General features: G+C 62.5%; 30 protein-coding genes and 3 tRNA genes. 16 read left to right on the forward strand and 17 right to left on the reverse strand.

Annotated elements, in window-relative coordinates; genetic code table 11:
* Window positions 1–79: 79 nt before the first annotated feature.
* Window positions 80–619, reverse strand: coding sequence for a GNAT family N-acetyltransferase (locus G7068_RS06325; protein WP_166290341.1), 540 nt, complete (start codon window positions 617–619; stop codon window positions 80–82).
* A gap of 46 nt (window positions 620–665) precedes the next feature.
* Window positions 666–1,100, reverse strand: a complete 435-nt coding sequence (locus tag G7068_RS06330) for a hypothetical protein (RefSeq protein ID WP_166290343.1) — start codon at window positions 1,098–1,100, stop codon at window positions 666–668.
* 230 nt (window positions 1,101–1,330) lie between these two features.
* Here G7068_RS06330 and G7068_RS06335 point away from each other — a divergent pair, with 230 nt between their 5' ends.
* A complete protein-coding gene (locus G7068_RS06335; RefSeq protein ID WP_166290345.1) occupies window positions 1,331–1,657 on the forward strand; it encodes a hypothetical protein in 327 nt (108 codons plus the stop codon).
* 131 nt (window positions 1,658–1,788) lie between these two features.
* Here the strand turns inward: G7068_RS06335 and G7068_RS06340 are convergent, their stop codons facing one another.
* From G7068_RS06340 to G7068_RS06370, 7 genes are all read right to left on the reverse strand, one after another.
* Entirely contained in the window at window positions 1,789–2,055 is a 267-nt protein-coding gene (locus G7068_RS06340; RefSeq protein ID WP_166290347.1) for a hypothetical protein, read from the reverse strand.
* A gap of 504 nt (window positions 2,056–2,559) precedes the next feature.
* Window positions 2,560–2,632: transfer RNA gene (locus G7068_RS06345), tRNA-Phe, on the reverse strand.
* Between the two features lie 63 nt (window positions 2,633–2,695).
* Window positions 2,696–2,772, reverse strand: a tRNA-Asp gene (locus tag G7068_RS06350).
* Window positions 2,773–2,802: 30 nt separating this feature from the next.
* Window positions 2,803–2,875, reverse strand: a tRNA-Glu gene (locus tag G7068_RS06355).
* A 114-nt stretch (window positions 2,876–2,989) separates the two neighbouring features.
* On the reverse strand, window positions 2,990–3,274 hold the full coding sequence (locus G7068_RS06360) for a hypothetical protein (RefSeq protein ID WP_166290349.1): 285 nt from the start codon (window positions 3,272–3,274) through the stop codon (window positions 2,990–2,992).
* Window positions 3,275–3,347: 73 nt separating this feature from the next.
* The gene (locus G7068_RS06365) at window positions 3,348–4,649 is read right to left on the reverse strand and encodes a M18 family aminopeptidase (protein WP_166293036.1); all 1,302 of its coding nucleotides are present in this window, start codon (window positions 4,647–4,649) and stop codon (window positions 3,348–3,350) included.
* Between the two features lie 5 nt (window positions 4,650–4,654).
* Complete coding sequence (locus G7068_RS06370; RefSeq protein ID WP_166290351.1) at window positions 4,655–6,163, reverse strand: leucyl aminopeptidase; 1,509 nt, start codon at window positions 6,161–6,163, stop codon at window positions 4,655–4,657.
* A 225-nt stretch (window positions 6,164–6,388) separates the two neighbouring features.
* Between G7068_RS06370 and G7068_RS06375 the strand changes: the two genes are divergently transcribed.
* Window positions 6,389–7,438: an LLM class flavin-dependent oxidoreductase gene (locus tag G7068_RS06375; protein WP_166290353.1), complete on the forward strand. Its 1,050-nt coding sequence runs from the start codon at window positions 6,389–6,391 to the stop codon at window positions 7,436–7,438.
* An 83-nt stretch (window positions 7,439–7,521) separates the two neighbouring features.
* Here G7068_RS06375 and G7068_RS06380 read toward each other — a convergent pair whose 3' ends face one another.
* Entirely contained in the window at window positions 7,522–7,950 is a 429-nt protein-coding gene (locus G7068_RS06380; RefSeq protein WP_166290355.1) for a hypothetical protein, read from the reverse strand.
* A 179-nt stretch (window positions 7,951–8,129) separates the two neighbouring features.
* Here G7068_RS06380 and G7068_RS06385 point away from each other — a divergent pair, with 179 nt between their 5' ends.
* Genes G7068_RS06385 through G7068_RS06395 form a run of 3 tightly spaced genes read left to right on the forward strand, consistent with a single transcriptional unit; the run spans window position 8,130 to window position 9,487 of the window.
* Window positions 8,130–8,615, forward strand: a complete 486-nt coding sequence (locus G7068_RS06385) for a GNAT family N-acetyltransferase (RefSeq protein WP_166290357.1) — start codon at window positions 8,130–8,132, stop codon at window positions 8,613–8,615.
* Window positions 8,616–8,646: 31 nt separating this feature from the next.
* The gene (locus tag G7068_RS06390) at window positions 8,647–9,159 is read left to right on the forward strand and encodes a GNAT family N-acetyltransferase (protein WP_166290359.1); all 513 of its coding nucleotides are present in this window, start codon (window positions 8,647–8,649) and stop codon (window positions 9,157–9,159) included.
* Window positions 9,160–9,199: 40 nt separating this feature from the next.
* Window positions 9,200–9,487 (forward strand): putative quinol monooxygenase, encoded by a 288-nt coding sequence (locus G7068_RS06395; RefSeq protein ID WP_166290361.1) that lies wholly within the window; start codon window positions 9,200–9,202, stop codon window positions 9,485–9,487.
* A gap of 27 nt (window positions 9,488–9,514) precedes the next feature.
* Here the strand turns inward: G7068_RS06395 and G7068_RS06400 are convergent, their stop codons facing one another.
* Window positions 9,515–9,955, reverse strand: a complete 441-nt coding sequence (locus tag G7068_RS06400) for a MarR family winged helix-turn-helix transcriptional regulator (protein WP_166293037.1) — start codon at window positions 9,953–9,955, stop codon at window positions 9,515–9,517.
* A gap of 344 nt (window positions 9,956–10,299) precedes the next feature.
* Here G7068_RS06400 and G7068_RS06405 point away from each other — a divergent pair, with 344 nt between their 5' ends.
* The gene (locus G7068_RS06405) at window positions 10,300–10,776 is read left to right on the forward strand and encodes a GNAT family N-acetyltransferase (RefSeq protein WP_166290363.1); all 477 of its coding nucleotides are present in this window, start codon (window positions 10,300–10,302) and stop codon (window positions 10,774–10,776) included.
* Between the two features lie 3 nt (window positions 10,777–10,779).
* Here G7068_RS06405 and G7068_RS06410 read toward each other — a convergent pair whose 3' ends face one another.
* Window positions 10,780–11,244 (reverse strand): ASCH domain-containing protein, encoded by a 465-nt coding sequence (locus G7068_RS06410; protein ID WP_166290365.1) that lies wholly within the window; start codon window positions 11,242–11,244, stop codon window positions 10,780–10,782.
* A gap of 207 nt (window positions 11,245–11,451) precedes the next feature.
* Here G7068_RS06410 and G7068_RS06415 point away from each other — a divergent pair, with 207 nt between their 5' ends.
* The gene (locus G7068_RS06415; RefSeq protein WP_166290367.1) at window positions 11,452–12,486 is read left to right on the forward strand and encodes an NAD(P)-dependent alcohol dehydrogenase; all 1,035 of its coding nucleotides are present in this window, start codon (window positions 11,452–11,454) and stop codon (window positions 12,484–12,486) included.
* Between the two features lie 150 nt (window positions 12,487–12,636).
* Here the strand turns inward: G7068_RS06415 and G7068_RS06420 are convergent, their stop codons facing one another.
* Complete coding sequence (locus tag G7068_RS06420) at window positions 12,637–13,596, reverse strand: alpha/beta fold hydrolase (RefSeq protein WP_166290369.1); 960 nt, start codon at window positions 13,594–13,596, stop codon at window positions 12,637–12,639.
* Between the two features lie 80 nt (window positions 13,597–13,676).
* Here G7068_RS06420 and G7068_RS06425 point away from each other — a divergent pair, with 80 nt between their 5' ends.
* Window positions 13,677–14,606: a helix-turn-helix transcriptional regulator gene (locus tag G7068_RS06425; RefSeq protein WP_244304739.1), complete on the forward strand. Its 930-nt coding sequence runs from the start codon at window positions 13,677–13,679 to the stop codon at window positions 14,604–14,606.
* A 16-nt stretch (window positions 14,607–14,622) separates the two neighbouring features.
* Here G7068_RS06425 and G7068_RS06430 read toward each other — a convergent pair whose 3' ends face one another.
* Window positions 14,623–15,120: an SRPBCC family protein gene (locus G7068_RS06430; protein WP_166290373.1), complete on the reverse strand. Its 498-nt coding sequence runs from the start codon at window positions 15,118–15,120 to the stop codon at window positions 14,623–14,625.
* 66 nt (window positions 15,121–15,186) lie between these two features.
* On the opposite strand from G7068_RS06430, the gene G7068_RS06435 reads away from it, so the two are divergent.
* From G7068_RS06435 to G7068_RS06455, 5 genes are all read left to right on the forward strand, one after another.
* Entirely contained in the window at window positions 15,187–15,909 is a 723-nt protein-coding gene (locus G7068_RS06435; protein ID WP_166290375.1) for a formylglycine-generating enzyme family protein, read from the forward strand.
* Between the two features lie 441 nt (window positions 15,910–16,350).
* Window positions 16,351–18,093: an ABC-F family ATP-binding cassette domain-containing protein gene (locus G7068_RS06440; protein ID WP_205881364.1), complete on the forward strand. Its 1,743-nt coding sequence runs from the start codon at window positions 16,351–16,353 to the stop codon at window positions 18,091–18,093.
* A gap of 128 nt (window positions 18,094–18,221) precedes the next feature.
* Window positions 18,222–18,944: a VIT1/CCC1 transporter family protein gene (locus G7068_RS06445; protein WP_166290377.1), complete on the forward strand. Its 723-nt coding sequence runs from the start codon at window positions 18,222–18,224 to the stop codon at window positions 18,942–18,944.
* A 36-nt stretch (window positions 18,945–18,980) separates the two neighbouring features.
* A complete protein-coding gene (locus G7068_RS06450; protein WP_166290379.1) occupies window positions 18,981–19,319 on the forward strand; it encodes an MGMT family protein in 339 nt (112 codons plus the stop codon).
* Window positions 19,316–20,155 carry a LysR substrate-binding domain-containing protein gene (locus G7068_RS06455; protein ID WP_166290382.1) on the forward strand — a complete coding sequence of 280 codons (840 nt, stop codon included), beginning with the start codon at window positions 19,316–19,318 and terminating at the stop codon, window positions 20,153–20,155. Before G7068_RS06450 ends, G7068_RS06455 begins: the two co-directional genes overlap by 4 nt.
* A 24-nt stretch (window positions 20,156–20,179) precedes the next feature.
* On the opposite strand, the gene G7068_RS06460 is transcribed toward G7068_RS06455, so the two are convergent.
* Together G7068_RS06460 and tdh are read right to left on the reverse strand one after the other, a co-directional pair.
* Entirely contained in the window at window positions 20,180–21,370 is a 1,191-nt protein-coding gene (locus G7068_RS06460; protein WP_166290384.1) for a glycine C-acetyltransferase, read from the reverse strand.
* On the reverse strand, window positions 21,367–22,410 hold the full coding sequence (tdh, locus tag G7068_RS06465) for an L-threonine 3-dehydrogenase (protein ID WP_166290386.1): 1,044 nt from the start codon (window positions 22,408–22,410) through the stop codon (window positions 21,367–21,369). The genes G7068_RS06460 and tdh overlap by 4 nt, the downstream gene beginning before the upstream one ends.
* Window positions 22,411–22,495: 85 nt before the next feature.
* Between tdh and G7068_RS06470 the strand changes: the two genes are divergently transcribed.
* A complete protein-coding gene (locus tag G7068_RS06470; RefSeq protein ID WP_166290388.1) occupies window positions 22,496–23,422 on the forward strand; it encodes a LysR family transcriptional regulator in 927 nt (308 codons plus the stop codon).
* Between the two features lie 46 nt (window positions 23,423–23,468).
* On the opposite strand, the gene G7068_RS06475 is transcribed toward G7068_RS06470, so the two are convergent.
* Window positions 23,469–25,544, reverse strand: coding sequence for an acyl-CoA dehydrogenase family protein (locus G7068_RS06475; RefSeq protein WP_166290390.1), 2,076 nt, complete (start codon window positions 25,542–25,544; stop codon window positions 23,469–23,471).
* 262 nt (window positions 25,545–25,806) lie between these two features.
* On the opposite strand from G7068_RS06475, the gene G7068_RS06480 reads away from it, so the two are divergent.
* Both G7068_RS06480 and G7068_RS06485 read left to right on the forward strand, forming a co-directional pair.
* Window positions 25,807–26,289 (forward strand): SRPBCC family protein, encoded by a 483-nt coding sequence (locus G7068_RS06480; protein WP_166290392.1) that lies wholly within the window; start codon window positions 25,807–25,809, stop codon window positions 26,287–26,289.
* Window positions 26,290–26,301: 12 nt separating this feature from the next.
* A complete protein-coding gene (locus tag G7068_RS06485; RefSeq protein WP_166290394.1) occupies window positions 26,302–26,754 on the forward strand; it encodes a MarR family winged helix-turn-helix transcriptional regulator in 453 nt (150 codons plus the stop codon).

The following is a 26,754-nucleotide window of genomic DNA, read 5'->3' on the forward strand; positions in this document are numbered from 1 at the left end:
GCACCGCCGCATCGGGCGAATGCCCTAGATTACCCGTGCCCCGCGCGGGCTCTCTAGGGCAAGACTTCAGTGCACGTGTTCAAGGCTCGTCGACATGCTGCTTGTTCAGGATCTGGTACATCAGGTGATCCCGCCACTGTCCGTCAATGTTGAGGTACTGCGGAGCGAGACCGAACTCTCGGAACCCGTTTTTCTCAAGCACTCTCCGGGATCCGGTGTTCTCTGGCAGTGTCTCGGCTTGCACGCGGTGCAGCCCCAGAGACTCGAAGGCGAAACTCACGGCAAGCGCAACGGCGTTCGTCGCATGGCCTCGGCGGAGCGAGTCTGCCCGAACCCAATACCCCAGGGCACAGGACTGCAGAGCGCCGCGAGTGATCCCGCTCACAGTCAATCGGCCGAGAATTTCATCGGTGCCAGAAGTAATGAGGAAGGGCACTGATCCGCCCGCTTCATAATGTTCCAAGGCCTGCTCTGCGAGTTGCAATTGCCGCGGCACCGAGTAATAGTCAGCGGAGCGTGTGGGTTCCCAAGGCCGCAGGTGATCGGCCTGGTTTTGAAGCATCTCGGTGAGCGAAGGTACGTCTTGCAACGTAAGCAGTCGCAGGTAGGTGTTCTGCATATTGGTAGGCATATCGTCTGGTGCTGTCTGGGCAAGGCGACTCTGATCAAACAATTTTGATCGCCGATCTTTGCGGAGGCAATTGCTCTTGAAGCTCTTCCGCCGACATCAACCCGCGTTCTGAGTGGTAATCGAAGTGAATCCGCCGCACGCCGTCTGAATGTGGCTCGAGTACATCGCTGATCTTGTTCAGTTGAGTGCGGTAGCTCCCGATAGATGCAAAAGAGGGTGTGCGTTGTCGACTGTCAGGATCATACGTAAAGTGAAGAAGCATAAGGCCCTTACCCCGCGACTCCTCGTCTCCGGGTTGAAGTGACTTCATCGTCCACATCACGTTGCCGGTCACGAAAGCCAAATAGTCTGTGGCCCAGATCGCAATATGCCCGATGAGTGCGTCGCGAGGCACCTTGATCATGATCTTGTGCGGCGCCCAAACATCATCGCCCATCGCTACACTCTCGCGAGTGATCTCTACCTTCATGTCGAAAGGCTACCTGCCCAGGCACCCCTAGACTGTACAGCGAACCCGCCCAAGGTGCGTCTACCCGGTAAGGACGTGCTCAGCCCGCAGTTTGGTGAGGGTGGCTGCCCGTTCGAGCCGGGCCGGGTCCGGGATTCCTACTGCGCTGCGGGCGTTGTCGAGGCGTCCACTTTCATGCTTTGGTTCTAACGAAAGATGCCCTGTTGAATCTGAATAGTCGACATCGAGCGTTGCTTCGTCAGGGAGTCATTCAGTGGGGCGGCCCTGCCCGCTGCACCGATGACGTGGCTCGAGTGATCGGATACTCCAGTTCTCGCGAGTTTTACGAGGATCAGGATCGCCTAGTTGACCTCGTCTCGAGCCAGAAATGCATTGAAGATCTCGATTTCCGCCGCCTAGTCTTGGCGACCGAGATCGTTTTTGTGAGCGACCTACTCGGTGCCGGCGTTGAGTGGGAAACCGTCTCGGGTCTGAGTGACGAGGAGACGCTGACGATGCTTCGAGAGATGCAGCGCGAGTCTTATCGCTTTCCCAACTCCCACGGAAATGCCTGCTGATACGCCCGCCACTGAATCTGTTTTTTACCAGAACTGCACGGCGGCCAGGGCCGTTGGTGCAGCGCCCGTGTACGAGGGGCCACCGTCAATGGCTACACAAGTGGGCAGGAGAAGCGCTTTTGGGCACAGACTCAAATCGCTTTTGAGCCAGCAATCTCTTCCAAGCTACGTTCTTGCCCTTGAACGTTGGTTTCCCAAAATTCATACGAGACAGTGGCTTGTGCCCCGAGATGCTGCCGAAGTTCAGCGTAGATACGAAGCCCCTCAACATACTGATTGTGACAAATCTGGAGGTTTGGCCAGCCATCCTCTTCGTCATAGTTTTCATCGAAGACATCTGCCCATGCCCGAAGTTGCTTCTGGATTGAGTCAGGGATTATCTCGGTGCGCTCAAGCATGCCGTCATCCGACCATAAGGGGACGCGCGCGCAGTAGTCATTCGCCATTCTTATGGGCATCGGAGTCGACGATCCCGCATCCACCATGTTCATAGCCCTCTCGCTCAACATTTGCCTGGGTACGAGGTGATCACGCGCTTGGTGTTCTTAGACACAACTACCGCGTGATTCCAGGTCTTTTGGGCCACAACTTTCCCATTCTTTAGCCTGTAGGAAGTGATTTTCCCGGCGTAGCAGAGCTTGCTGCCTGCCCTTGAGTAAATTGCGTTGGGAGCACTCAGTGTACCCCGCGTCGCCTTCAGCATGTTGATGTCCCAGGAGTGCGGCGGAGGCGCTGCAGCAGCCCGGTGGCCGATTAGGGTGTGCAGGGTTGACCTACTGCAAGAAATCGATCCCGCATTTGAGATGCAGATGAGCAATTCGCAAAGTGCTACTCGGAAAAACAAAAGAACCCCCACGAGTAGAAGCCTCATGGGGGTTCGGTGAAGGTGTAATGTTCCTTCGTGGCTCCGACCGGCATCGATCCGGTGACCTTTCGATTTTCAGTCGAACGCTCTACCAACTGAGCTACAGAGCCAGGCACTCACCAATGGCGACCGCCTGAGACAAAGAAACCCTTCCGGAGAAGGGCTCTTCGCCTTGGCGACCCTGACGGGACTTGAACCCGCGACCTCCGCCGTGACAGGGCGGCGCGCTAACCAACTGCGCTACAGGGCCAAACTTGTATTCAATTATATTTGGTACCAGTGACCCCAACGGGATTCGAACCCGTGCTGCCGCCGTGAAAGGGCGGTGTCCTAGGCCGCTAAACGATGGGGCCGAAGTGATTTCTCACTTGCTACCGAGATGAAAGCTTATGCTGAATTGGTGTCGGTGCGCAAATCGCCGCGGTGAAAGCGAGATCCCTGGCGTGTCGCACGCGCCAACAACCGCGTCAGCCCCCGAGAGCGCGCTGCACGCGACTCAGCGAGATGTTCTCCTGAATCATCACACCGTAGCTCGTGCGTTGCTCGAGGTGGTACCCCATGCGCCCCTGGCTCAACAGTGCGATGAGATGCGGTTGCGAGGCATCCCAAAGCAGCCATGTCGGCTGCCCCCCAGCGTTCTTTCCTAGGAAAGTAACCTCAATGTCACGGCTTCCGACCTGCTGGATACCTGGCACCAGGTGTTCTGTTGAGAGGGCGACAGTACCATTCCCCGGATGCTGCATCTCGCTCATGGCTCAATCCTAGCGAACGGTTGGCGGGGAGTGATAATAACGCACATAATTCTTGTAGCAAAGTGACCACATCTCAGGCCCCCGCAAAAAACGCCGCGGCGGCCTTCGCGAGGCCGTGCAGATCGTCCACGTGCGCGAGTTCCCGGGCCGAGTGCATCGAGAGCAGCGGCACACCAACATCAACCGTTCGAATTCCGAGCCGGGTCGCGGTCAATGGCCCGATCGTGGATCCGCAGGGCACGGTGTTGTTCGACACAAATTCCTGCGTCTCGACTCCCGCCTCATCACATACGCGCTGCCACAGCGCCGCACCGTGCGCGTCGCTTGCGTAGCGCTGGTTGGCGTTCACCTTTAGCATCGGTCCACGCCCCGCAAGCGGCCTCACACGAGGGTCGTGCTTCTCCGCGTAGTTAGGGTGCACCGAGTGCCCCGCGTCTGCGGAGACACACCAGGATCCGGCAAGCGCCCTAGCCGCGTCCTCCGCCGAGGCGCCCAAACCGTCTCGGATCCTCGCCAGCACATCCTCAAGAAACGGCCCGCAAGCCCCGGAACGCGTCTCTGAACCGAGCTCCTCGTGGTCAAAAGCCGCAAGCACCGAGATCGTGCCGGGAGCCGGCTTCTCTCCCAGCAGTGCAACAAGCCCCGCAAATGTCGAACTGAGGTTATCGAGACGCGACGAAGCGAACAGCTCCCCGTGAACCCCAATACGAGTGGGGGCCTGAGTGTCAAACAGACGCACGTCTAGAGCCGCAATATCTTCAGGCAGGATCGCGGGGCGTGCCCGCTTCGCGGCGGCACAGAGCGCACCGAGCACCGAGGTGCCTTCCCCCGCGATACCGAGCACAGGCTGCACGTGGCGCTGTCGGTCGAGCGTCAGGCCGGAGTTAGCCTCGCGGTCGAGGTGGATCGCAAGCTGTGGGATGCGGGCGACCGCCCCCGTTGAGACCAGGTGTTCCGCACCGTCACGGGTCACGATACGCCCGGCCATGCCGAGGTCTCGATCCAGCCACGAGTTGATCAGCGGCCCGCCGTACACCTCGACCCCAGCTTGCGCCCAACCATCGGCAACAAAGTCGGGCTGAGGCTTCAGCACAAACCCTGGTGAGTCCGTGTGCGTGCCAAAAACCCGCACGGGACTCGTTGGCGTCACGTCTTCGCCAACACGCCACGCGATCACGGCACCATCACGCACGACGACCCCGCTTGACCCCGCGGTTACCGCGGGCCAGGCCTCCGTCTCGTCGAGCTGCGTGAACCCGCTCCCCACGAGCACTCCAGCGAGCGCCGCGGCCGCGTGGTACGAGCTCGGAGCAGCAGCCACGAACCCAGCAAACTCACTTATGTAGTTATCCCGATTGCGCAGCAGCTGCTCCATGTCACTCATGCTCCGGCCGGTGCCTCGAACGCTGCTGCGAACTCGACGAGCAAACGCGCGCCGAATCCGGTGGAGCCGACAGAGCGCCACAGGTCGTCGCTCTCCGCCTGCATGGTGCCGGCGATGTCGAGGTGACCCCAGGGCAGGCCATCAACGAACTCGTTGAGGAAGAGCCCGGCAAGAATCACGCCCGCGTACTGGCCACCGATGTTCGACAGGTCTGCCGTGTTTGACTTCAGCTGATCCCGGTAGCGGTGGTCGAGCGGGAAACGCCAAATGTTTTCGTCCGTCGTGTTGGCCGCGGCCTCGAGCTGCGCAGCAATCGAGTCGTTGTTGGCCAGCATCGCTGCGGTGCGCGTGCCGAGCGCCATCATGGCGGCACCGGTGAGCGTGGCAATGTCGACGATCGCGTCGGGGCGCTGCTGCTCTTCTGTCGCGAGCACAAGGCCGTCTGCCATAACCAGGCGGCCCTCGGCGTCCGTATTCTTCACCTCGACGGTCTTGCCACCGCGAATGGTGAGCACATCGCCCAGCTTCGTGGCGCTACCCGAAGGCATGTTGTCGGTGCACATGAGCCAGCCGGTCACGGCGGTCTTGACACCGAGCTCACGCAGCGCGGTCATCGACGAGAACACCGCGGCGGCACCCATCATGTCGAACTTCATGGCCGCGTGCATCGCGTTCGAAGGCTTCAGGCTGATTCCGCCCGAGTCGTACATGATGCCCTTGCCGATAAGCGCAAGGTGACCCTCGGCGTCGGCGGGCTGGTACGACAGCTTGATCATGCGCGGCTCTTCGATGCTGCCGGCGTTCACGCCGAGCAGACCACCACAGCCGAGCTCCATGAGCGCAGCGCGGTCGAAGACCTCGACCTTTAGGCCAAAATCGGGGGCCACTCGCTCGATCACATCGGCGAACTTCTCAGCGCTCAGGTGACGCGGTGGGGTGTTCGCAAGATCCCGAGCGATGCCCGCCGTGCGAGCGAGAATCTGCGCACGCTCCACACCCTGCTTCGCGGCCGCCTCGTCACTGGTCGCGACACCGATCAGCAAGCTCTCGAGCGCAACGGTCTTCGGGTCGCTCTTCAGCGCATCAAAGCGGTAGCGCGCGAGTAGAGCACCCTCGGTGGTAGCAATCGCGGCGTCGAGCGCGCTGAGGTCTGCGCCTACGACACCGGTGAGGTCAACGGCCAGCGCGCCCGACTCGTTCGCGGCCCGCGTGAACGCGGCAACCGCGTCCCGCAGAGCGGCGGCAGTCGTGATTCCCTCGCCAACACCAACGAGCACTCGCAGCTGCTCGCCCGGCAAAACGAGCGTCTGGTTTTTACCCGAGGTGAACCCCGCGGCGGCAAGCGCCTCGCGGCTCAAACCAACCTCGGGCAACTCGCCCTCTTTAGCCACAAAAATGGCGCGTACCGGGGCGACCTCAACGTCCGTGGCGGACGCAATGCGCACCTCGGCACTGCGGCCGAGTGAGGGGACAGGATCAAACGAGGGATCAATCACAACAGTCATGCTGACAAGCCTAGCCCCGCCCTCTGACAAAGGCGGCGCGGATCCTGAACCACCCTCTGTCAGCGCTCGCCTCACCACTTGCGGTGAACGCTTCTCAACATAATGAGCATCCATAATGTTGAGAAGCGTTCACTCCAATGGCTTGCCCGGGAGGCCCCTAGACCCACCCCCACCCAAAACTATATTCGCGGGAATATACTTCCCAGCACCCCAGTTACACCCGACATGAGAGCATTCGGATTCCTATCCTTCGGCCACTACGGCCCCGTACCCGGCTCGCGCGTGCGCACTGCTGGCGACATGCTGAAGCAGACCATCGAGCTCGCGGAGGGTGCCGACGAGATCGGCGTCAACGGCGCCTACGTGCGCGTGCATCACTTCGCGCGCCAGGCAGCCTCGCCGATCCCGCTACTGACCGCGATGGCAGCCCGCACGAAGCGCATCGAGGTTGGCACCGGCGTTGTTGACATGCGCTACGAAAACCCGCTGTACTTCGCAGAAGAGGCTGCCGCGCTCGACCTCATTTCAGATGGGCGACTCGCGCTCGGCGTGAGCCGAGGATCACCCGAGACCGCCCTGCGCGGCTACGAGGCTTTTGGGTACACGGGATCCGAGGATCCTCGCGGTGCCGACCTCGCTCGCGACAAGTTTGAACTGTTCATCCGGGCGATCGAGGGCGAGAAGCTCGTCGAGAGTGACACGCAGATGGCCCCGCCCGGGCGCCTCGCGATCGAACCCCAGTCCCCCACGCTGCGCGACCACATTTGGTGGGGTGCAGGATCCCGCGACACCGCCGAGTGGGTCGGCAAGCAGGGTCTCAATCTCATGAGTTCAACCCTGCTCACCGAGGCCGATGGGCGCCCATTCGACGTACTGCAGCGCGAGCAGATCGACCGCTTCCGCGAGGCGTACCGTACCGCGGGGCACAAGGGGTCACCGCGAGTATCGGTGAGTCGCAGCGTGTTCCCCATTGTGAGCGCCGAAGACGAGATGTACTTCGGGGTGCGGTCAGGCGGGAATCAGGATCAAATCGGCGTCATCGATGGGTTCCGCTCGACATTTGGCAAGACGTACGCGGATGCTCCAGATCGCCTGGTCGAGCAGTTGCTCGCTGACGAGGCCGTGATGGCTGCCGACACGCTCATGCTGACGATCCCGAACCAGCTCGGGGCGGAGTACAACCTGCACGTGCTGCAGGCCTTCGCGGAGCACGTTGCGCCCGCGCTCGGGTGGAAGCCGAATACGGAGGGGCCTGTGCAGGGGGACGTGGTTTAGCGCGCTATCCCGACTATCTCAACCACACACGGCTGCTTCGAGTTCAGCACGCTGGACGATAAACGGCCACGGCTTTCAGATGGCTATGGCTCCGTGCCGAGTGAACCCTCGGTCGGCACGGAGCGACGCATGCTGAACCAAAATACGAGGAAGTAGACCACGGCTGCCGCGGCTACCGCAATTGGAAATGAAGCCATCTCGACACCAGATCTCTGCAGACCTGTAAAAGCCACCCAGAGTGTCGCGGCTGCTGCGGGTCCAGGCAGCGGGTAACGCATGCCTATCTTGAAAGAGGCGAACGTGGTGATCACGTAACCCAACACAAAAACCACCGCGGCAGCGACTACGGCATTAGTAGAGGCGGTCATCACCCAGCCCGATTTGCCCTCCACACTCCAGTGCATCACGAGGCCACTTGGCGGAGTGAGAAGCCAGCTGAGCCCACCAGCAAGAATCGCAATGCCGATCTCTGGCACGACTCGGGCGAGCTTTGCGGTGCGATTCTCACTCATTTTTCAACGCTACCAACATTCGAACAGCGAGGTTTGCCGCGAGGGATGGCTCACGGCATCATGGGCACTTTCTCGATGCGCCGGTCTGTGCAGCCCCCAATGGACCAATGGATCAATGGATCAATGCACACCTTTGAACCCAAGCAGACCGGAGCAGCAAACCTCTACGATCGTTAATCATGGAGACGGGAACATTAGACGCTTCGGTAATTCGCACGGGCACCATTCCCGGCGACGTTGAAGCGTGCGCCGAGATTTGGGTGAGCGCCCTACTCGCGCGAGACGGCGCGGTTGACGCAGACGCAATGGCTGAGCGAGTGCGCTCATCGTTCGAGCTTCTGATCGTCAGATTCGCCGTTGTGGATCCGCCCCACCGAGCCTTCGCGCTGGTTGAGGCGGGCCGCCCCGACCCAACGGAAGCACTGCTGCACTACCTGGCGGTTGATCCTGCAACACCCAAACGTGGACTAGGGCGAGCACTTCTCGCGGACGCGATTGAGCACACGCGCCTCGGCGGCTTCGAATCAATGATGTTGGAGGTACGAACCAACAACACGCGCGCCATCGAGTTGTATACACGAACGGGATTCGTGCCGTTCGGGGAGCCCACCCCTCACTCGCTCGCCGGGTATCCAATGCAGGCGTACAGGCTTTTGCTTCGGTAGAAGCCCCTGACTCGTTTGCCATAATCGAACCATGATTCAGGATCTGTCGCTGCCGACCGTGCTTGATACCCGAGCAGGCGCGGTTACCCTGCGACGTGCTCAGGAAGACGATCTCGAGACCGTGCTCGGATTTCTCTACGATGATCCGATCAGCCAGGGTCGTGGTGACCGCTTCGATCCTGCCGACAACGCCCTCTACGTGCGGGCGCTCGACGAGATCTCCAAGAGTCCGCAGAACGAACTTGTGGTCGCCGAGCATTCGGAAGGCGCGGTTGTCAGCTGCCTGCAGCTCACAACCATCCCCGGCCTATCACGCAGAGGCGGCACGCGACTCTTGGTTGAAAGTGTGCACGTCGCGTCACAGTTTCAGTCGTCCGGCATCGGCGGCGCGATGATGCAGTGGGTTATGGACGTTGCGGCCCCGGCCGTAAACGCTGCAATGATCCAGCTCACTTCTGACAGCTCGCGAAAGGACGCCCATCGGTTTTACCTGAGGCTTGGATTCGTCGACTCTCACGTCGGGTTCAAGTACAGGGTTAAGTAAATTTGCGGCACCCGATTGGGCAACAACCTAAACTGGGCCAATGAACGACGTGCAACTCACCGGCCAGCTCATCTGCGCGACCACGGAGCAGGCCGAACTCGTGGCGAACCTGCTGCCGCAGCACATCGCACTAACTCGCGCAGAACCGGGCTGTCTCTCCTTTGAGGTCGCTCCGACAGAAAACCCCCTGGTGTGGTCGGTGAACGAGCGCTTCGAAAACGAACTGGCTTTTCAGCTCCACCAAGAACGCGTGACCGCGAGCAGATGGGGGCGAGAGACGAGCGGGATCGCACGCGAGTACACGATCGAGGGGCTATCGGGCCAGTAGAATAGGCCAGGCCTCAGCAACACCGCGTCAAGCGCCGCGATCCACCGCCTCAATGATGGCCGTGAGCTCGTCACGAAGCGCGAGCAGCCGCTCAACCGGCATACCGAGCCGCTCAACAACAGCCGGCGGAACCTCAAGCGCCTTCTTTCGCAGAGCCTGACCCGACTCGGTTGGCGTCAGATAAAACGTACGCTCGTCGCCGTCGACCGGGGTGCGCTCAATGAATCCCAATCGCTCGAGCCGCTTGATAATCGGCGAGAGTGTCGCCGGATCGAGCCGAAGCATGTCTGCAATTTCACGGAAGCGCAGCGGTGCATCGCCCCAGAGGCCGAGCATCACAAGGTACTGCGGGTGGGTAAGCCCCAGCGGCTCGAGAATCGGCCGGTAGATGCCGACAACCCCGCGGCTGGCGACGGCGAGCGCAAAACACACCTGTCGATCCAGCTCGAGGGCATCATCCGGAAGCATTTCCACGCTTTCAATACTACTGCCGTTAGTGCACTAACGAACGTGTTATGATTTCGTTTGTGGGCAAACGAGATAAGAAACGACAGCTTTGGCACAAGAGTCCCCATGATGGGGTTCCGGGGTTCTACGCCGCGACTCAGCGATTCCTCTATCAGTTTCAGGGTCCAGCGCAGCTCGGCGATCGAGACGAGCCGGCCTATGCGGCACCGGCGGATCCAAACTGCCCGGCCTGCAAACAACCGCTGCAAGATCACAGGATCACCCCCGCCAGCCCGGGCAAATCTTCGCACATGCAGTGCCCACGCGTGGAAACCTCCCCGGGCACGCACTGACATGATGGGGGCATGCCCCTTCACCTCACCCCCCTCACCAGCGAAGAGTTTCCGGGCTGGCTCACGAAGAGCCAGACGGAGTATCAATCCGACCTGGTGGCGACCGGACTCTCCCCGGCGGAGTCCCTCGCCCGTGCCGCGCAGAGCATCCAGGGAGCGTTTCCCGAGGGCTCTCCCCATCCCACGAAAGCAGTATTTCACCTCATCGACAACGAAGGCAGCGTCGTGGGCTACCTCTGGGTCGGTCGTGACCAATCCGACGATCCAACCTCTTGGTGGGTGTGGGACATCTTTGTCGAGCCCTCGTATCGGGGGCGGGGTTTCGGCCGGGTCGGCATGCAGCTGGCAGAGGAGTACGCGGTCTCCCACGGCGCAACCACACTGGGATTGAACGTGTTCGGTTTCAATCACGCCGCGCGTGGTCTCTACGAATCCCTCGGTTATGAAACAACCAGCGTGAAGATGCGGAAAACACTCACCGCACCCTAATCCCTAGCTCGACTGGTACACGACCCGAAACCGCTCGCAGATCACGGGCATGTCTGGTTCAAATCCGCGCGGATTCTCCGAGTAATTTCGCCAATACCTCTCGTGCCCCTGCCGCCAATCGGCGAGCGTGCGGTCCCCCTCGCCCTCCGAAAAGGCATGCTCAGCATCGACCTCGTCAAACGGCACCTCACGAATCGAGGTTGTCTCGATAAGAGCACGCGGCTCGCCCGCGCTGTCGAGAATGATACTGAGCTCCCCTACATGGGGCAGAGGATCGCCGCTTTCCTCATAGTCCCAGAGAGACGAGGCGGTTCCCGTTTTGACGCCCTCAAGCACAAGCCCGAGCAGCTCATCAGCATGCGCCGGGGTCGCCCCAAATGCCCAGGCCAGCGGAGTCTCCTCAGGTAGACCGGCCGTTTCTTCACGGCACCGCCTCCAAAACTGGGCAATGGTGACACTCTGACTCATGCTGTCCACCCTATTTGCTCTCCGCCACTCAATTCGCGGGTCACTTTTATGCTCTAAGGCAAGGCTTAACGCACAAAAGTGACCCGCGAACGCTGTGAAGGTGGGAACGAGAGTCGCAATCTGCGAACTGCCCAGGGGCCTTCACCGAGAAGGGTGTAAGACTGAAGGTGCACCCCAACCGGGCGCGTTACCGATGAAGGGAACACTATGAAAGCCGTTCAGTATCGCGAAATTGGCAAGGGACCCGAGGTTGTTGAGATCCCAACCCCAGAACCAGGGCCGGGTCAGATCCGGCTGCGCGTCACCGCCGCTGGTCTCTGCCACTCAGACTGGTTCGTCATGGACCTGCCCGCCGAGGCTTACACCTACGGCCTGCCGCTCACACTCGGCCACGAGGGTGCGGGTGTCGTCGACAAGCTCGGCGAGGGGGTTACCGGAGTCTCAGTCGGTGAGTCCTACGCAATTTACGGCCCGTGGGGCTGTGGGCTCTGCCACGCCTGCGCACAGGGCCAGGAGAACTACTGCACGCGCGCGGCCGAGCTCGGCATCCAGCCACCCGGACTTGGCGCACCTGGAGCGATGGCCGAGTACGTGATCGTTGACGACAAGCGCCACCTCGTGCCGCTCGGTGATCTCGATCCAGTCGAGGTTGTTTCGCTCACCGACGCGGGACTCACCCCGTACCACGCGATCATGGCGGCTCAGGATCACCTCCGCGCTGGATCAACCGCCGTTGTGCTGGGCGTTGGCGGCCTCGGTCACGTGGGCGTGCAGATCATCCGCGCGATCTCGGGAGCAACCGTGATCGCGGTCGACACGAGCGACGAGAAGCTCGCCCTGGCAAAAGAGGTCGGCGCGCATCACACCGTCATCTCGGGTCCCGAGGCCGCAGCGCAGATTCGCGAACTCACCGGCGGCCGCGGTGCCGACGCGGTGTTTGACTTTGCTGGCGTGCAGCCCACCATCGACATCGCCCGCGAGGTGGTCGCGGTCAACGGCAACATCCACATTGTCGGGATCGGCGGCGGGCTTCTGCCGACCGGCTTCTTCTCCACGCCGTTTGGCGCGTCAGTGCGGGCACCCTACTGGGGCAGCCGCTCAGAACTCATGGAGGTGCTGGATCTCGCCCGCGTTGAGGCCGTCAACGTGCACGTCGAGCGCTACCCCATCGAGGAGGCTCCTGAGGCCTACGCCCGCCTGCACCACGGCGACGTCCGCGGCCGCGCGGTCGTGATCCCCTAGGGGGGGGAGCCCTCCCGACCGCGGCCCCCGCCCCGGCCCACCCCGACCGCGGCCCCGGCCCGCCCGCCCCTTCCCCAATCCGGTGTAGCCATATTGCTAGTTGAGCGACTGCCAACTAGCAATATGGCTACACCGGATTGAACGCTTGCTTCAGTCCGCGGAGACTCCGTGCCGCGCAAGCCACCCGAGGATGGCCTCATTCGTTTCCGCGTGCCGCTCCTGCTGCACCCAGTGGCCACTATCGAGACTGATCTCTTCGACGTTCGGCACGAAGTCCGACAGGTTCTCGGAGCGCGCGACGGCATCCCTCTCGCCATAAATCATCAAAGCAGGCTTGTGAATGATCGGGTCAGCCTCAGCCAGCAGGTGCCAGTTGCGGTTGAGATTCCGGTACCAATTGATGCCACCGGTGAATCCTGATTTCTCGAACGCAGAGGCGTAGACGGCCAGTTCACTTTCGCTGAGCAGGGGCTCACCGAGGGGTGACTCCGAACGAGCAATCTCGATCATTGCCATGCCCGGCTTCGGCGGCAGCAGCGGCTCGTTCTTGCGATAAAGGTTGTTGATGAAGCGAGCGGGATCCGCATCGAACACTGCGTCGGCTACCCCTGGCTGCTTGTTGAAGTGAACAAAGTAGTACTCGCTGCCAAGCACGGCTTCCATAAAGTCCAGCCAGGGCATCTCGCCTCGCGCCAGGTACGGCAGACTCAAGGCGATCACCCTGTTTACTCGGTGCGGGTGCAGCAGAGCGAAACTCCAGACCACAAACGCACCCCAGTCGTGGCCGATGAAGGTCGCGTCGTCATAGCCGAAATAATCAAGGAGGGCCGCAAGGTCGCCGGTCAAGTGCTCAATGTCATACTCGATGACCTCGGTTGGCCGGGCAGAATTACCGAAGCCGCGCTGATTAGGAGCAATCACGTGGTAACCGGCCGCTACAAGCGCTGGCACCTGATAGCGCCAGGTGTAGGCAAGATCGGGCCAGCCGTGGCAGAGCACAATCGGGTTTCCGGCATTCTGTTTCCCGGCTTCGAAGACTTCTAGTTCGACGCCGTTGACGGCGACAATGGCGGGCTCAGGGAAGGAGTTTTCTTGAATTGATTTGTTCATGGTTCAAAGGTAAATAGACAAACCGGTCACCCCGCGACCGGTTTATCTGAAATTATTGATTTATGAGATCCGATCGTTTGGTGGCCATCCTTCTCATGCTGCAGCGGCGCGGGCAGGTGACAGCCCCAGAAGTTGCCAAAGAACTGGAGATATCCGAGCGCACCGCGCGCCGTGACCTCGATGCCCTCGGCATGGCCGGTATTCCCGTGTACTCGGTCCAGGGGCGCGCAGGCGGGTGGCGACTCCTTGGCGGTGGACGTACCGATCTCTCCGGCCTTACTGCAAGCGAAGCCCGAGCGCTGTTTCTCGTCGCGGGCCCCGCAGCCGCAGCGACACCAGAGGTGAAGGCCGCCTTGCGCAAGCTCGTCCGCGCCCTGCCAGAGCCGTTCCGCGAACAAGCAGAGGCCGCGGCATCTTCACTGATCGTGGACTCGCAGAGTTGGGGTTCGAGCGGTGCTACGAATCAACCGCCCCGCTTCCTTGACACACTGCAGAACGCCGTCATTCAGGGCGTTCAAGCCCGGCTCGGCTATGTCGACAACGCGGGGAATGAAACCGAGAGAATCGTCCATCCGTTAGGGATCGTCGCCAAGGGCCCGTCATGGTACATCGTCGCTCACACCGACGCGGGGCGGCGAACATTCAGGATCGACCGAGTCTCGTCGGTCGCGGTCACCGATGAATCTGTTCAGCGACCCGAGAACTTCGACCTCGCTGAAAGCTGGCACGAGATCGCAACTGAGGCAGACCGCAGGCGCACACCCGTCGAGGTCCATGCGATGTGTGCACCCGAAGGACTCGGCTACCTACAAACCGCCGTTGGTGACAACCTGGAAATTGGAGCAGCCGCGACCGACGGTCGCGTCGCCGTCGTAATCCGTGGACCCAGCGAATACGGGATCGCCGGCCATCTCGCCGGGCTCGTCGAGTGGCTCGAGATCGCCGCCCCACAATCAGTGCGAGATCACCTGGCGAGGATCGGCACCGCCCTCACTAACCGATACCGTTGACCGATTCGTTGGCGCCTCAGCCGAGCTGCGACAGAAACGCCTCGCTCATTGCGGGGTAGTACTGATCGAAGTTCGGTTGTTCCGTGCCCTCGGTCGCCGCGACGAGCAGGTCGAGGTAGTACTCCCAGCCGGGGCCGATGTCGCCGACCGCAGCGCCGGAGTCGAGGTGGTGCACAAAGCGCAGCAGCGAATCGTCTTCGCCGTCCTCCTCGAGAAACAATTCAAGCTCCCAGCCGTCATCGTTGGTCGTGGTGTGAAGTTCCAGGCGATGTGGGGCCTCACACGCGATCACGTTTGCGCGCACCGGTGGGCCGTCTTCTTCAAACGCCATGCGGATCCGCACACTTCCGCCCGCGCGACCGTCACCGTCCCACGCACCAAACCACTCGGCCGTGCGCTCAGAAACGGTCAGGTAGCTCCACGCATCTTCAATGGGCAGGGCGAGGGATCGCACCAGCACCAGATCGACGCCTCGCGCGGTCTTCACCACACGTCCGGTTGCTTCAATTGACACGACCACTCCTTACTTCAGGCGGGCTTCGCCCGCATAAATGACAGCGTACCGCCGTAGGATCCCTGTATGCAGCAACTGGTTGAAGTTCCCGCGGGGTCGGTTCAACTGAATGACGCGCGACGCGGGGATTCACGCACCGTCGAGCTACGCGAGTTTCGCATCGGTGCATACCCGGTCACCGCCACAACCTACGACGCGACAACCGCACAGAACCCCACTTTGCCCGCAACGGGAGTGCGCTGGATCGACGCCGCACAGTGGTGCAACACAGCGTCAGAGACCGCCGGGATCACACCCGCATACGAGATTCACAATGGCGAGGTGGTGTGGGATCTCAACTCAGACGGCTTCCGCCTGCCAACGGAGGCCGAGTGGGAGTACGCAAGTCGAGCGGGTAGCACTGGCCCTCGCTACGGCGAGCTGTCGCAGATCGCCTGGACAGACGCAGACCCCATTGATGCGTCACAACCGGTCGGGCTTAAACGCCCGAACGACTTCGGCCTCTACGACACCCTCGGCAACGCCTGGGAGTGGTGCTGGGATCGCCTGGACCCGGCACGCTACAGCGATTACCGCGTGTTCAAGGGTGGTGGCTGGGCTGATCCCGAGTGGAGTTGCCGGGTCGGCGTCCGCAGGGGCGATTCCCCGGTCGCCAAGCTTGAGGACGTCGGCTTTCGTGTGGTGCGCGGCGCGGCAGGGCCCGGGGGCCAGGGCTGGTCAGAAGCCGAGGATCGCGCCCGCGCCGCAATAACCGGTCCGCGCCCCGTGGGCTGGACTCCGCTGAGGTAACGCCCGCGGAGCTTGCACCTCACTGCCGAGCCTGCACCTCGCTGCCGAGCCTGCACCACACTGCCGAGCCTGCACCACACTGCCGAGCCTGCACCACACTGCCGGGCCTGCAGTCCCTAACTGCAGGCTCGACGCTGAAGCGCAGGCTCGACGCTGAAGCGCAAGCTCGACACTGAAGCGCAGGCTCAACGCTGAAGCGCAATCTCGACGCTGAAGCGCAAGCTCAACGGATGCCGGGCGCACACAACTCGTTGCGCAAAACCGCCTCCCCACCTACACTCGATATCGTGAAGATCTAACGCAGTCGATGCTCCGCGCCCGCGGCGCCGATCCTGTGTGCTCACTTCGTGGCCTTGCCGTTCTGAAAGAACCGCACGCCACCCGCACCTCGAAACGGCATGCCCGGCGGAGCCCTCCCTTCGTTCAGAGAGGCGGCGCACCGTGCCCGCACCACAAACCATCAACCCAACGTCAAATTCCCCCGCACTCACGGCCGCGAACAGAGTCGCCCGCAGCGCGGATTCGACGGCCTCAGGCGCCCAAAACCACCTGCTCGTTGACGGCATCTCGCAATCGTACGGCGACCGACGCGTGCTCAGTGACATCTCGTTTGCAGCAAAAACGGGCGACCGCATCGGCCTTATCGGAGAGAACGGCACCGGCAAGTCAACGCTGCTTCGTTTGCTGGCAGGATCGGAAGCCCCGCACACGGGCGTGATCCGGCACCCCGGCAGCGTCGGTATGCTCGCACAGCAACTCCCCTATTCCGACAGCGTGCCGGTGTCGGAGGTGCTCGACGACGCCCAGCGGTCCGCGCTTGACACCCTCGAGCAGATAGAACGGCTTGGCGCTGACTTTGCTGAGCAACCGGATAACCCGCAGCTCGCAGAATCCTACGCCGCAGCGTTGGAGCGTGCCGAGCACGAACAGGCGTGGTCGGTCGAGGCCCGCCGCGGCGAAATGCTCACGGGTCTCGGCCTGGGAGGAATCCCGACATCGACACAGATCGGGCACCTCTCGGGTGGTCAGCGCCTCAGGCTCGCCCTAGCGGCGCTGCTGCTCGAGGCTCCGCACACTCTGCTGCTCGATGAACCGTCAAATCACCTCGACGACGCTTCGGCTGCCTATCTTGAGCGTGTGCTGCGACAGTGGCCTGGCATCGTGATTGTCGCGAGTCACGATCGCGCGCTGCTCGACGCCGTCACAACGAGGATCCTCGATCTCGATCCCGTCACGCCAGTTCCCCAGGTCACGGCGATTCGAAGCGACGACCCGGGATCCGCGCTGGGTCTGCGCGCGTGGGGCATGGGCTACTCGGCCGCTCGTGAGGCCCGCCGAGTGGAGCTTGATCTCTGGCGCGCACAGTTCGACGCCGAGACCGCGGAGCACGAGTCACTCGTGCACGAGATTGAGGTCGGATCACGAGAGGTTAACCGCAAACACGAGTCGAAGTCTGAATCACGAATCACCCGCAAGTTTTACGCCGACAAAGATGCCAGGGTTACGGCGCGTCGGGCCCGCAATGCCCGCGTGCGACTCGAGGTGCTCGAAAGGGATCGTGTGCGCCGACCGCCCGAGCCGCTCGAGTTCAGGGGGTTCTCTTCCGGCGGCACCGAACCTACCTCCGACGCTACCCCGCTCTTGCAGGCCAACAGAGTCGCACTAGAAGCTCGCCTCGCACCCACGAGCCTCGAACTCCAGACAGGGGGCAGGATCATGCTGACGGGCCCAAACGGTTCCGGTAAATCGACACTGCTTGCGATCCTGGCCGGCGAACTTGAGCCGGGCGAAGGCGAAGTGGAGCGACACTGCCGGGTCGGGTACCTCCCGCAGGAGGTGTCATTCGAGGATCCGATGCGAACCGCAAATGAAACCTACCGGCGGGCAGTGGGGCTATCGGTTGCCGAAGCCTACCCTCTCGCAGAGACAGGCCTTCTTGCGCCGCGGGACAGCGATCGCGCGGTCGCGGCCCTGAGTGTTGGCCAGCGCAGACGGTTGGCCCTCGCGATACTGGTTGCTGATCCACCACCCGTGCTGCTGCTCGACGAACCAACAAACCACCTCTCGCTCACGCTGGTTGAAGAGCTTGAAGAAGCGCTCCAGAGCTTCGAGGGTGCACTCATTATTGCGACACACGATAGGTGGCTGCGATCCCGCTGGAATGGAGAGGTCCTGGCGATGTGAGCCCGATAAGTTCGCCCCAACGAACTCATTTCATCGCTGCTCCAAGCACAAACTCGGGCTATTCCCTCTCGCCGAATCCTTGCTAACGTTGCGGTTTGCCCGCACGCAGACAACCCGCAGGAGCCACGATGAGCGAGATCAACATCGCTAACCCTCACGAGTACGACCACCGCCACGCAGACATCACTTCGGGATGGCTGCGCGCTGCCGTATTCGGCGCCATGGACGGCCTGGTATCAAACCTCGGATTGATCGCCGGTATTGCCGCAGCAGGCGCCGCGCCGGGAATCGTCGCTATCACCGGCGTCTCCGGGCTGATCGCGGGCTCCATCTCAATGTCGCTGGGTGAATACGCTTCAGTGCGCACCGCCAACGAGCAGGTCGACGCCGAAGTTCGCGTCGAGCGCGAGGCACACGATCGCAACCCCGAGGGTGAGCGGGCAGAACTCGCGCAGCTCTTCGAGCGCCTCGGCATGGAAACAGACATCGCGCGGACCGCCGCCGAGCAGGTTCACGGCGATGCGGAGCAGGCGATCCGCGTCCACATCTCTCACGAGCTCGGCATGAGCCCGGAAGAAAAGCCCTCCCCCTGGGTGGCCGCTTTCTCCTCGCTCTTCGCGTTTGGTATCGGTGCGCTGATTCCGATCCTGCCGTTTCTCTTTGGTTTTGGCACCCTCGGATGGGGGCTCGCTCTCGGTGGCGTTGGCCTGCTGCTCGCGGGCGGGATCGCGGCGCGCTTCACCCGCCGCAACTGGCTGGCCGGGGCGGCCCGCCAGCTACTATTCGGTGGTTTGGCCGTCGGCGTGACCTATGCGATCGGCAAACTCCTCGGGGTTTCCGCGCTCGTTTAGCAGTTTCTGACGGGTTCGGGGCCGTAGGCTTATTGCGTGCCTAGCCCTGAGTTCGTCGACGCGGTCCTCGCGACGGTCGCGCGCATACCCGCGGGCCGCGTGATGACCTACGGTGACGTCGGCGTCGCTATCGGCTCTGAGGCCCCACGCGCGGTTGGCCGCGTCATGGCACTGTACGGGCACGCGAGCCCGTGGTGGCGAGTTGTACCCGCGAGCGGTCAGCCGCCGCAGGGTCACGAGGTACTCGCGCTGCCCCACTACATTGAAGAGGGCACGCCCCTGCGCGGTGAGCTGAAACCCGGTGGGTACAAGATCGCGCTCTCTTCGGCACGGCTGCCCTATACCCACGAAATCTATGCGGAGGTCGCACTGTGACAGAGACGACAGCAGAGGGTTCAGGATCCGAGCCAACGGAGCCCACAGCACCTACCCTCCGTCTGGGCTTTGCTCGCGGCATCGCGCCCAGCAAGTGGGCCGACCGCTGGCAAAAGGTGCAGCCCGATATTGCGCTCGAGCTGGTGCCGCTGAATCTGACATTCGGCGGACCAAAGCGCCCCGAAGGCTGCGACGTAGTGATCGAGCGAGCGGCTCCGGGCGAACGGCCCGTAGACGGCCGGCACGCACTGAAGCTCTACACGGAAGCCATCGCGCTTGTGGTGCCCATCGACCACGAGCTCGCCAAAGAAGAAACGGTATCGGCCGCCGACCTCTCCCTCGTGCCGCTGCTGGATCACCCCGATCACTCTGCCGAGTGGCCCGCGGCAGTGGCCTGGCAGGATCCCGCCTGGATGCCCCGTAACGCCCTGGCCGCGCTTGAGCTCGTCGCCGCCGGAAGCGGCTCCATGCTGCTGCCGCAACCGCTCGCGCGCCACATTTCAGACAAGCGCAAACACGCCATCCTCCGCGTCACAGGCGAACCCGCGCTCGCGGGCAGCACGATCTGGGCGACCTGGGATATAGATCGTGACGCCCTCGACGTGCAGCAGCTCATCGGCGTGATGCGCGGTCGCACCGCCCGCAGTTCACGCCCCGCCGCGAGCGTAGAGCAGGATCCGGCACCCGCCAAAGCATCGCGTTCACCCCAGCCCAAAGCCGCCAAAAAACCCAAGCTCAACCCCAACTCCCGGGGCGCTCAGCTCGCCGCCGCGCGCGAAAAGGTCGAGCGGGCGAAGGCCGAAAAACGCAAGGCCGCTCGCCGCAAACGCCGCTAGTAGCTACCCGCTAGCCGCTAGCTCCTACACTTCCCCCGCGACCGCAGCCCGCGACTCCACAAACGCGGCCACACAGGCCCGAATCTGTTTGTCGGTGTGGGCCGCCGAAAGCTGCACCCGGATGCGCGCGAGTCCGTGCGGCACCACGGGGTAGCTGAACGCCGCGACGAAGATGCCACGCCTCTGCATCTCAGCCGCCATCCGCGCGGTCAGCTCAGCATCGCCAAACATGACGGGGACGATGGGGTGCTTGCCCGGCAGCAGGGTGAACCCCTCGGCCTCCATCAGCTCGCGAAACTGCTCGGCGTTGTGCCGCAGGCGATCCCGAGCTTCACCCGCACTCGCAACAAGCTCAAGCGCCGTCAGAGTACCCGCGACGAGCGCGGGGGTAAGCGTGTTCGAAAAGAGGTAGGGTCGGGATCGCTGCCGCAGCAGTTCAACCACCTCGCGTCGGCCGGAAACGTATCCACCAGCGGCTCCGCCGAGCGCCTTACCGAAGGTGCCGGTCAGAATATCGACGCGGTCTGCCACACCGCAGAGTTCGGGGGTGCCCCGCCCGTGCTCCCCGAGAAACCCAACCGCGTGTGAATCATCGACCAGCACGAGGGCGTCGTAGCGATCCGCGAGATCGCAGATCTCACGAAGCGGGGCGATGTAGCCGTCCATCGAAAAGACGCCGTCGGTCACGATGATGCGGAACCGCGCATCCGCTGCCTCAACGAGCCGCGCTTCGAGCTCGGCGAGATCTCGATTTGCGTAGCGATACCGACGCGCTTTTGAGAGGCGAATGCCGTCGATGATCGACGCGTGGTTCAGTGCGTCCGAGATGATGGCGTCTTCTGCGCCGAACAGGGTTTCAAACACGCCCCCGTTGGCGTCGAAACACGACGAGTACAGAATCGAATCCTCAGTGCCGAGGAACGCCGAGAGTCGCCGCTCAAGGTCTCGGTGCAGTTGCTGCGTGCCGCAGATAAAGCGCACGCTCGCCATGCCGTAGCCCCACTCGTCGAGCGCGTGTTTGGCCGAGGCGATAATCTCGGACTCGTCGGCAAAGCCGAGATAGTTGTTGGCGCAGAAGTTCAGCATCGCGGCACCGTCGACCTGAACCTCGGCGCCCTGCGCCCCCACAATCTCGCGCTCGGTCTTGAGCAGACCGGAGTCGCGAATCCCCTCGAGCTCGGCGTCGAGATGCGTCCAGAATGTTGCACGGTTCACAGCACTGTCCAATCGAGAATAATTTTGCCCGTGCCGCCAGACCGTGCGGCTTGAAAACCAGCCTCCCAGTCGCGCGCGGGGATCGTGTCGGAAATCACTGAAGAGATGCGCTCCCGCAGGTGCGCGCTCGTCTGCAGCATGCCCGCCATGGCGTTCCAGGTTTCGAACATTTCTCTCCCGTAGATTCCGCTCAGCGTCAGCATGTGCGTCACCACCTTGTTCCAGTCAACCGAGTAGGGCTGAGCCGACAGCCCGAGCATTGCGATCCGCCCGCCGTGATTCATGTTTTCGATCATCTCGGGAAGCGCTGCGGGTGCGCCGCTCATCTCGAAACCGATATCGAAGCCCTCACGCAGGCCGAGCGTCTTTTGGGATCGGCCTATTCGCTCTCGCGCAACATCAACCGTGTCGTCGGCCCCCATGCCGGCCGCGAGCGCAAGCCGTGCCGGGCTGACGTCGGTGGCAACAATGTAGCGGGCGCCAACGTGACGCGCGACCGCAATAGACATGAGTCCGATCGGTCCGCAGCCGCTCACGAGCACGTCTTCACCAACGAGCGGAAACGCGAGGGCCGTGTGCACGGCGTTGCCGAGCGGATCAAACATGGCTCCGAGCTCTGGGGCGATCTCACGCGAGTGCACCCACACGTTGCTCGCGGGGAGCGCAAGGAACTCGGCGAACGCTCCGTTTCGCTGCAGTCCGAGCCCGATCGTTCGAATGCACATCTGGCGGCGGCCAGCGCGGCAGTTTCGACAGGTGCCGCACACAATGTGCCCCTCACCCGACACACGATCTCCGATCACAACGTCGTGCACGGCCTCGCCAATTTCGACCACTTCGCCGTAAAACTCGTGACCGGGTACGAGCGGAGTTTTGATCGCTTCTGCTGCCCAGTCGTCCCACTCGTAGATATGGAGATCGGTGCCGCAGATGCCGGTGCGCAGCACCCGTACGATCACCTCGTCTGGGCCGCACTCGGGATCCGGAATCTCGGTGAGCGTGAGCCCTGCTGCGGGTCTCGACTTCAGAAGAGCTCTCATGTGACCATTCCGCCAGCTTTACGGATTGAGAACAACCGGCAACTTCTTTAGCATCGGTTAAGGTAGAGCTTAATTGAGGAGCGTCATGGAACTTCGCCAACTCGAGATTCTGCGGGAGCTCGGCGCGCTCGGCAGCGTCACGGCCGTCGCCGAGTCACTCCTGGTCACACCCAGCGCAGTGTCACAGCAGCTCTCCGCCCTGCAGCGCGAGTTTCGAGCGCCTCTGACTCAGCGGCGAGGCCGCACGCTCACCCTCACAAACGCGGGGCTCGCGCTCACCCGAGCCGGCGTCGACGTTATCGACGCGATGGCCGCGGCGAAACACGCGGTTGAGGTGTTCGAGAGTGATCCAGCAGGATCCGTCAGCCTGTGCGGCTTTCACAGTGCGGCGCAGGCACTCTTTGGTCCCCTCATTTCTGAGCTCAACTCCCACGACGTCGCGCCAGCGGTTCGGCTCGCAGACGAGGATGTCGCGCAAGACGCGTTTCCGCCACTCGCCGCCCACTACGACCTCGTACTCGCGCACCGCCTCGCGCACAGTGCACCCTGGCCCACGGACGGCCTGCGCGTCATCCCCCTCGTTCAAGAACCGCTCGACGTGGCGCTGCCCCTCGGCCACCCCCTCGCCAGCATGGCCTCGTTGACCCCGCACGACATCGCGGGCGAGCGCTGGGTCACGAGCCGCGAGGGGTTTTCGCCCGACGACTTGGTGCGCGCAATCGCCGCGGTCACCGACTCGTCGATCGACGTTGTGCATCGTGTGAACGATTACGGCTCGGTGGCCTCCGTGATTGGTGCCGGCGGCACGATCGGCATGGTGCCTCGCTACACGGTTGGCTCGACCTACAGTGGCCTCGTCTTGCGTCCCCTGACCGGCATCACCGCCACCCGAAGCATCGATTTGCTCACAAGACCCGAAAACCTTCACCGCAATTCGGTGCAGGCCGTAGTGGCCGGGTTGCGTGCCGCGATGTCACGGCTTGTTGAGGCCACTCAGGATCAGCGGGCCTGATGTTGAACCATTGCGTGCGGCGGCCCCCACCGCCGCACGCAAGCTTTTACTTCTTCGCTTGAGCGCGCAGTTCTTTCTCGTGAATCGGCCACGTACCGGCTGCACGCTGGGCATCGACGTATGCCTGAGCTTCGGCCTGCCGCTCCTCTTCAATGCCGCTCGCAATCTCGGCACGCAGCAACTCGGGGGTAAGCCCAAACGCTTCAACGAGGTCGAGCGCGTGAGGGCGCAGACGCCCAAGGAGACGGTCGATGTAGGCGGTGACGGCCTCAGCACGCTGGGGTGAAATGCGCCCCTGCACGAGGTACCAGGCGGCGTTGTTCTCAATGAGCCCAAAGCCGAAAAGATCTCGCAGCCAGATGAGCACACGACGCGACTCGGTGTCTTTCACCTTCTCGATGCCCTCAGTGAAGGCTTCCCACTGCAGCAGCTCACCGTGCGCTCGCGCGGCCTCGATCAGCTTGTGCTGCTGTGCGTTAAACGCTTCCTCGCCCGCGATCGCATGTGCCTGCTTGTCGCTCTTCGGCACGTTTTTGGTCGCCTCTCGCAGAGCCATCGCGATCTCCGAGACCATCGTCTCAACCCGGTCAGAGAGCAGTGCGTGCTGCGCCTCCGGCGCGCGCATGCTCTCGACGGAGCGCGCGACCTGCCCTAGGTCAGCAATACTCTGACCGACTCGGCGCAGACCAAAACGGGTCACGCGATCGCCGATTTGGCTGGCCGCCGCCTTCGCAAGAACGGCTCGATCTGCGTTCTTGAACTGAGCGGCGTAGTCGGTCAGCAGGCGCTTGCCCACGAGCTGCAGCAATATGTTGTTGTCGCCCTCGAAGGTGACGTAGATATCGAGATCGGCGCGCAAGCCGGTGAGGCGGTTCTTGGCGATGAACCCGGCACCACCACACGCCTCGCGGGCCTCCTGCAAGGTGTCGAGCGCGGCCCAGGTTGAGAGTGGCTTCAGCGCCGCGGCAAGTGTCTCCAGGTCCTCACGATTCTCGGGAGTATCACCGGCCCCAGAAAATACCTCGTCGAACACGGTGAGCAGGCGCTCCCCCGCGAACGCCATCGCGTAGCTCTGGGCGAGTCGCGGGAGCAATCGGCGCTGGTGCTGGCCGTAATCCATCAGCACGGTGTCGCGGCCCGAGGCGCCGGGGAACTGCCGACGCTCACTGCCGTAGCGAATTGCGATGGCAAGTGCGGCCTGCATCGCCTGCACGGCTGACCCGTCGAGCGAAACTCGCCCCTGCACCAGCGTGCCAATCATCGTGAAGAAGCGGCGGCCGGGGCTCTCAATCGACGAGGAGTAGGTGCCGTCTGCCGCCACGTCACCGTAGCGGTTCAACAGGTTCGTGCGCGGCACCCTCACGTTCGTGAAGTGCAGCCGCCCGTTGTCGATTCCGTTCAGGCCGCCCTTGACGCCGTCGTCTTCGCTGCCGACACCCGGCATCATGTCGCCCGCTGGCGTGCGAATCGGCACAAAAAACGCGTGCACTCCGTGGTTTACCCCGTTAGTGATGAGCTGCGCGAACACCACGGCAGCCTGCCCGTGCAGCGCAGCATTGCCGAGGTAGTCCTTCCACGCACCCTTGAACGGGGTGTGGATCACAAACTCTTCAGTCTCTGCGTCATACGTTGCGGTGGTGCCGATCGAGGCGACGTCCGAGCCGTGGCCGATCTCCGTCATCGCAAAGGCTCCGGGCAGCTTAAGCGACATGACGTCAGGGAGCCACTTTTCGTGGTGCTCACGAGTGCCGAGGTGCAGGATCGCTGCGCCAAAGAGTCCCCACTGCACGCCGCTCTTAATCTGCATCGACGGATCGGCGAGCACGAGCTCCTGGTACGCCGCGATATTGCCGCCGTGGTTGTCGGCGCCACCCAGGTACTTCGGGAAGGCTCGCTGAATCGCACCGGACTCCACAAGAATGCCGAGCTGCTCGAGCACCCGTTGGCGGTGCTCGTCCATTGGCTGGCCGTGGATCGTGTGCATCCGCGGATCCTCGGCCATCTGCCGCCCCTCAAGCCGCTCTTTCTTCCACTTGCCGAGCAGCGCATCGCCAACCGCGTCGACGTCAATGCCGGCAGCAGACGTGGCCTTGCCCGGGCGAGAGGTGGTGGTGTCGGTCATCGAGGCTCCTTAACAGGTGGGCAGTGCGCAAACACATGCGGAGTTCGCCGCGCTGCCCTCGGGATGAAGTCAGCGTAGGCCCGACCTCAGACACTGACAAGCATTCGGCTCACACCCCACAATAACTTCCCTGATCCACCCCCACTGCCATTGTGAACCATCTCCAAAACGGACCCCACAAACCTGGAGGTCACCTCCATTCACAAGGTACGCCAATCGGGGCCAACTTGACACTTATTTCTTATGCGCGCATACTAAATGCATGATTGAACTCGCAAGCGCCACACACTTTTCTTCCGCACCTCCGAGCGACTTCTTCGCACGCTGGATTGATCACTCAAGCTGGGCTGAATGGGATCCCGACACCGAGTGGGTGTCGGTCGAGGGCCCCGTGCGCGAGGGGGCTCTAGGCGTCATGAAACCCCGTGGCGGTCCGAAGGTAAAGTTTGAGATCTTTGAGTGCGAACAAGACCGGGTCTACACCGACGTGAGTCGAATGCCTGGCACCAAACTCACCTTTCGACACAGCGTCACTCCTGTCGAGGGCGGATCCGAGGTCGCAATTCGCGTCTGGCTTGAGGGTCCGCTCTCGCGACTGTGGGCGCGCACCGCGTTTAAGGACTTTGATGTCGGCGCCATATCGAGCCTCGACCGCCTGGTTGCCCTCGTCGAAGCTGAAGCTGAAGCTGAAGCCAAGGCCAAGACCGACGCCCCGGCCCCGACCCCGACCCCAGCTCAAAAGTGACATGATGGCTGCATGGGTACCGCGCTAGAGAGCAAGTTCGAATCGGGCGATGACAGCCCCGGCTTTATGCTCTGGCGGGTTACGAATCAGTGGCAGGCCGTGATGCGCCGCTCGCTCAAAGAGTTCGGGATCACGCACGTCCAATTTGTGCTGCTCGCTTCACTCACCTGGTCCAGCGAGGATTCCGGGATCACCCAAGCGGTGCTCAGCCAGAGAACTCAAACTGACCCGATGATGGTCTCGCAGGTGCTGCGAGTACTTGCGGAGAAGGAACTCGTGCGCAGAGATCCCAACCCCAACGACGGCCGTGCGATGCTCGTCCAGGCCACGCCAGCCGGCATGGCTGTCGCGAGGGCGGCAAACCAGGCGGTGGAGGCCGCTGACGCGGAGTTCTTTGGGACGAGCGCGTCGACCCCAAAGCCGTTCCTTGCCCACCTCACGGAGCTGGATCAATCGAGGCAATAG

Source organism: Leucobacter viscericola, assembly GCF_011299575.1.
Taxonomy (GTDB): domain Bacteria; phylum Actinomycetota; class Actinomycetes; order Actinomycetales; family Microbacteriaceae; genus Leucobacter; species Leucobacter viscericola.

Bases quoted from the DNA above. Each gene is read 5' to 3' on its own strand.
- G7068_RS06325 (WP_166290341.1), bottom strand. From the start codon at position 619: ATGCAGAACACCTACCTGCGACTGCTTACGTTGCAAGACGTACCTTCG.
- G7068_RS06330 (WP_166290343.1), bottom strand. From the start codon at position 1,100: ATGAAGGTAGAGATCACTCGCGAGAGTGTAGCGATGGGCGATGATGTT.
- G7068_RS06340 (WP_166290347.1), bottom strand. From the start codon at position 2,055: ATGCTTGAGCGCACCGAGATAATCCCTGACTCAATCCAGAAGCAACTT.
- G7068_RS06360 (WP_166290349.1), bottom strand. From the start codon at position 3,274: ATGAGCGAGATGCAGCATCCGGGGAATGGTACTGTCGCCCTCTCAACA.
- G7068_RS06365 (WP_166293036.1), bottom strand. From the start codon at position 4,649: ATGGAGCAGCTGCTGCGCAATCGGGATAACTACATAAGTGAGTTTGCT.
- G7068_RS06370 (WP_166290351.1), bottom strand. From the start codon at position 6,163: ATGACTGTTGTGATTGATCCCTCGTTTGATCCTGTCCCCTCACTCGGC.
- G7068_RS06375 (WP_166290353.1), top strand. From the start codon at position 6,389: ATGAGAGCATTCGGATTCCTATCCTTCGGCCACTACGGCCCCGTACCC.
- G7068_RS06380 (WP_166290355.1), bottom strand. From the start codon at position 7,950: ATGAGTGAGAATCGCACCGCAAAGCTCGCCCGAGTCGTGCCAGAGATC.
- G7068_RS06385 (WP_166290357.1), top strand. From the start codon at position 8,130: ATGGAGACGGGAACATTAGACGCTTCGGTAATTCGCACGGGCACCATT.
- G7068_RS06390 (WP_166290359.1), top strand. From the start codon at position 8,647: ATGATTCAGGATCTGTCGCTGCCGACCGTGCTTGATACCCGAGCAGGC.
- G7068_RS06395 (WP_166290361.1), top strand. From the start codon at position 9,200: ATGAACGACGTGCAACTCACCGGCCAGCTCATCTGCGCGACCACGGAG.
- G7068_RS06400 (WP_166293037.1), bottom strand. From the start codon at position 9,955: ATGCTTCCGGATGATGCCCTCGAGCTGGATCGACAGGTGTGTTTTGCG.
- G7068_RS06405 (WP_166290363.1), top strand. From the start codon at position 10,300: ATGCCCCTTCACCTCACCCCCCTCACCAGCGAAGAGTTTCCGGGCTGG.
- G7068_RS06410 (WP_166290365.1), bottom strand. From the start codon at position 11,244: ATGAGTCAGAGTGTCACCATTGCCCAGTTTTGGAGGCGGTGCCGTGAA.
- G7068_RS06415 (WP_166290367.1), top strand. From the start codon at position 11,452: ATGAAAGCCGTTCAGTATCGCGAAATTGGCAAGGGACCCGAGGTTGTT.
- G7068_RS06420 (WP_166290369.1), bottom strand. From the start codon at position 13,596: ATGAACAAATCAATTCAAGAAAACTCCTTCCCTGAGCCCGCCATTGTC.
- G7068_RS06435 (WP_166290375.1), top strand. From the start codon at position 15,187: ATGCAGCAACTGGTTGAAGTTCCCGCGGGGTCGGTTCAACTGAATGAC.
- G7068_RS06445 (WP_166290377.1), top strand. From the start codon at position 18,222: ATGAGCGAGATCAACATCGCTAACCCTCACGAGTACGACCACCGCCAC.
- tdh (WP_166290386.1), bottom strand. From the start codon at position 22,410: ATGAGAGCTCTTCTGAAGTCGAGACCCGCAGCAGGGCTCACGCTCACC.
- G7068_RS06470 (WP_166290388.1), top strand. From the start codon at position 22,496: ATGGAACTTCGCCAACTCGAGATTCTGCGGGAGCTCGGCGCGCTCGGC.
- G7068_RS06475 (WP_166290390.1), bottom strand. From the start codon at position 25,544: ATGACCGACACCACCACCTCTCGCCCGGGCAAGGCCACGTCTGCTGCC.
- G7068_RS06480 (WP_166290392.1), top strand. From the start codon at position 25,807: ATGATTGAACTCGCAAGCGCCACACACTTTTCTTCCGCACCTCCGAGC.
- G7068_RS06485 (WP_166290394.1), top strand. From the start codon at position 26,302: ATGGGTACCGCGCTAGAGAGCAAGTTCGAATCGGGCGATGACAGCCCC.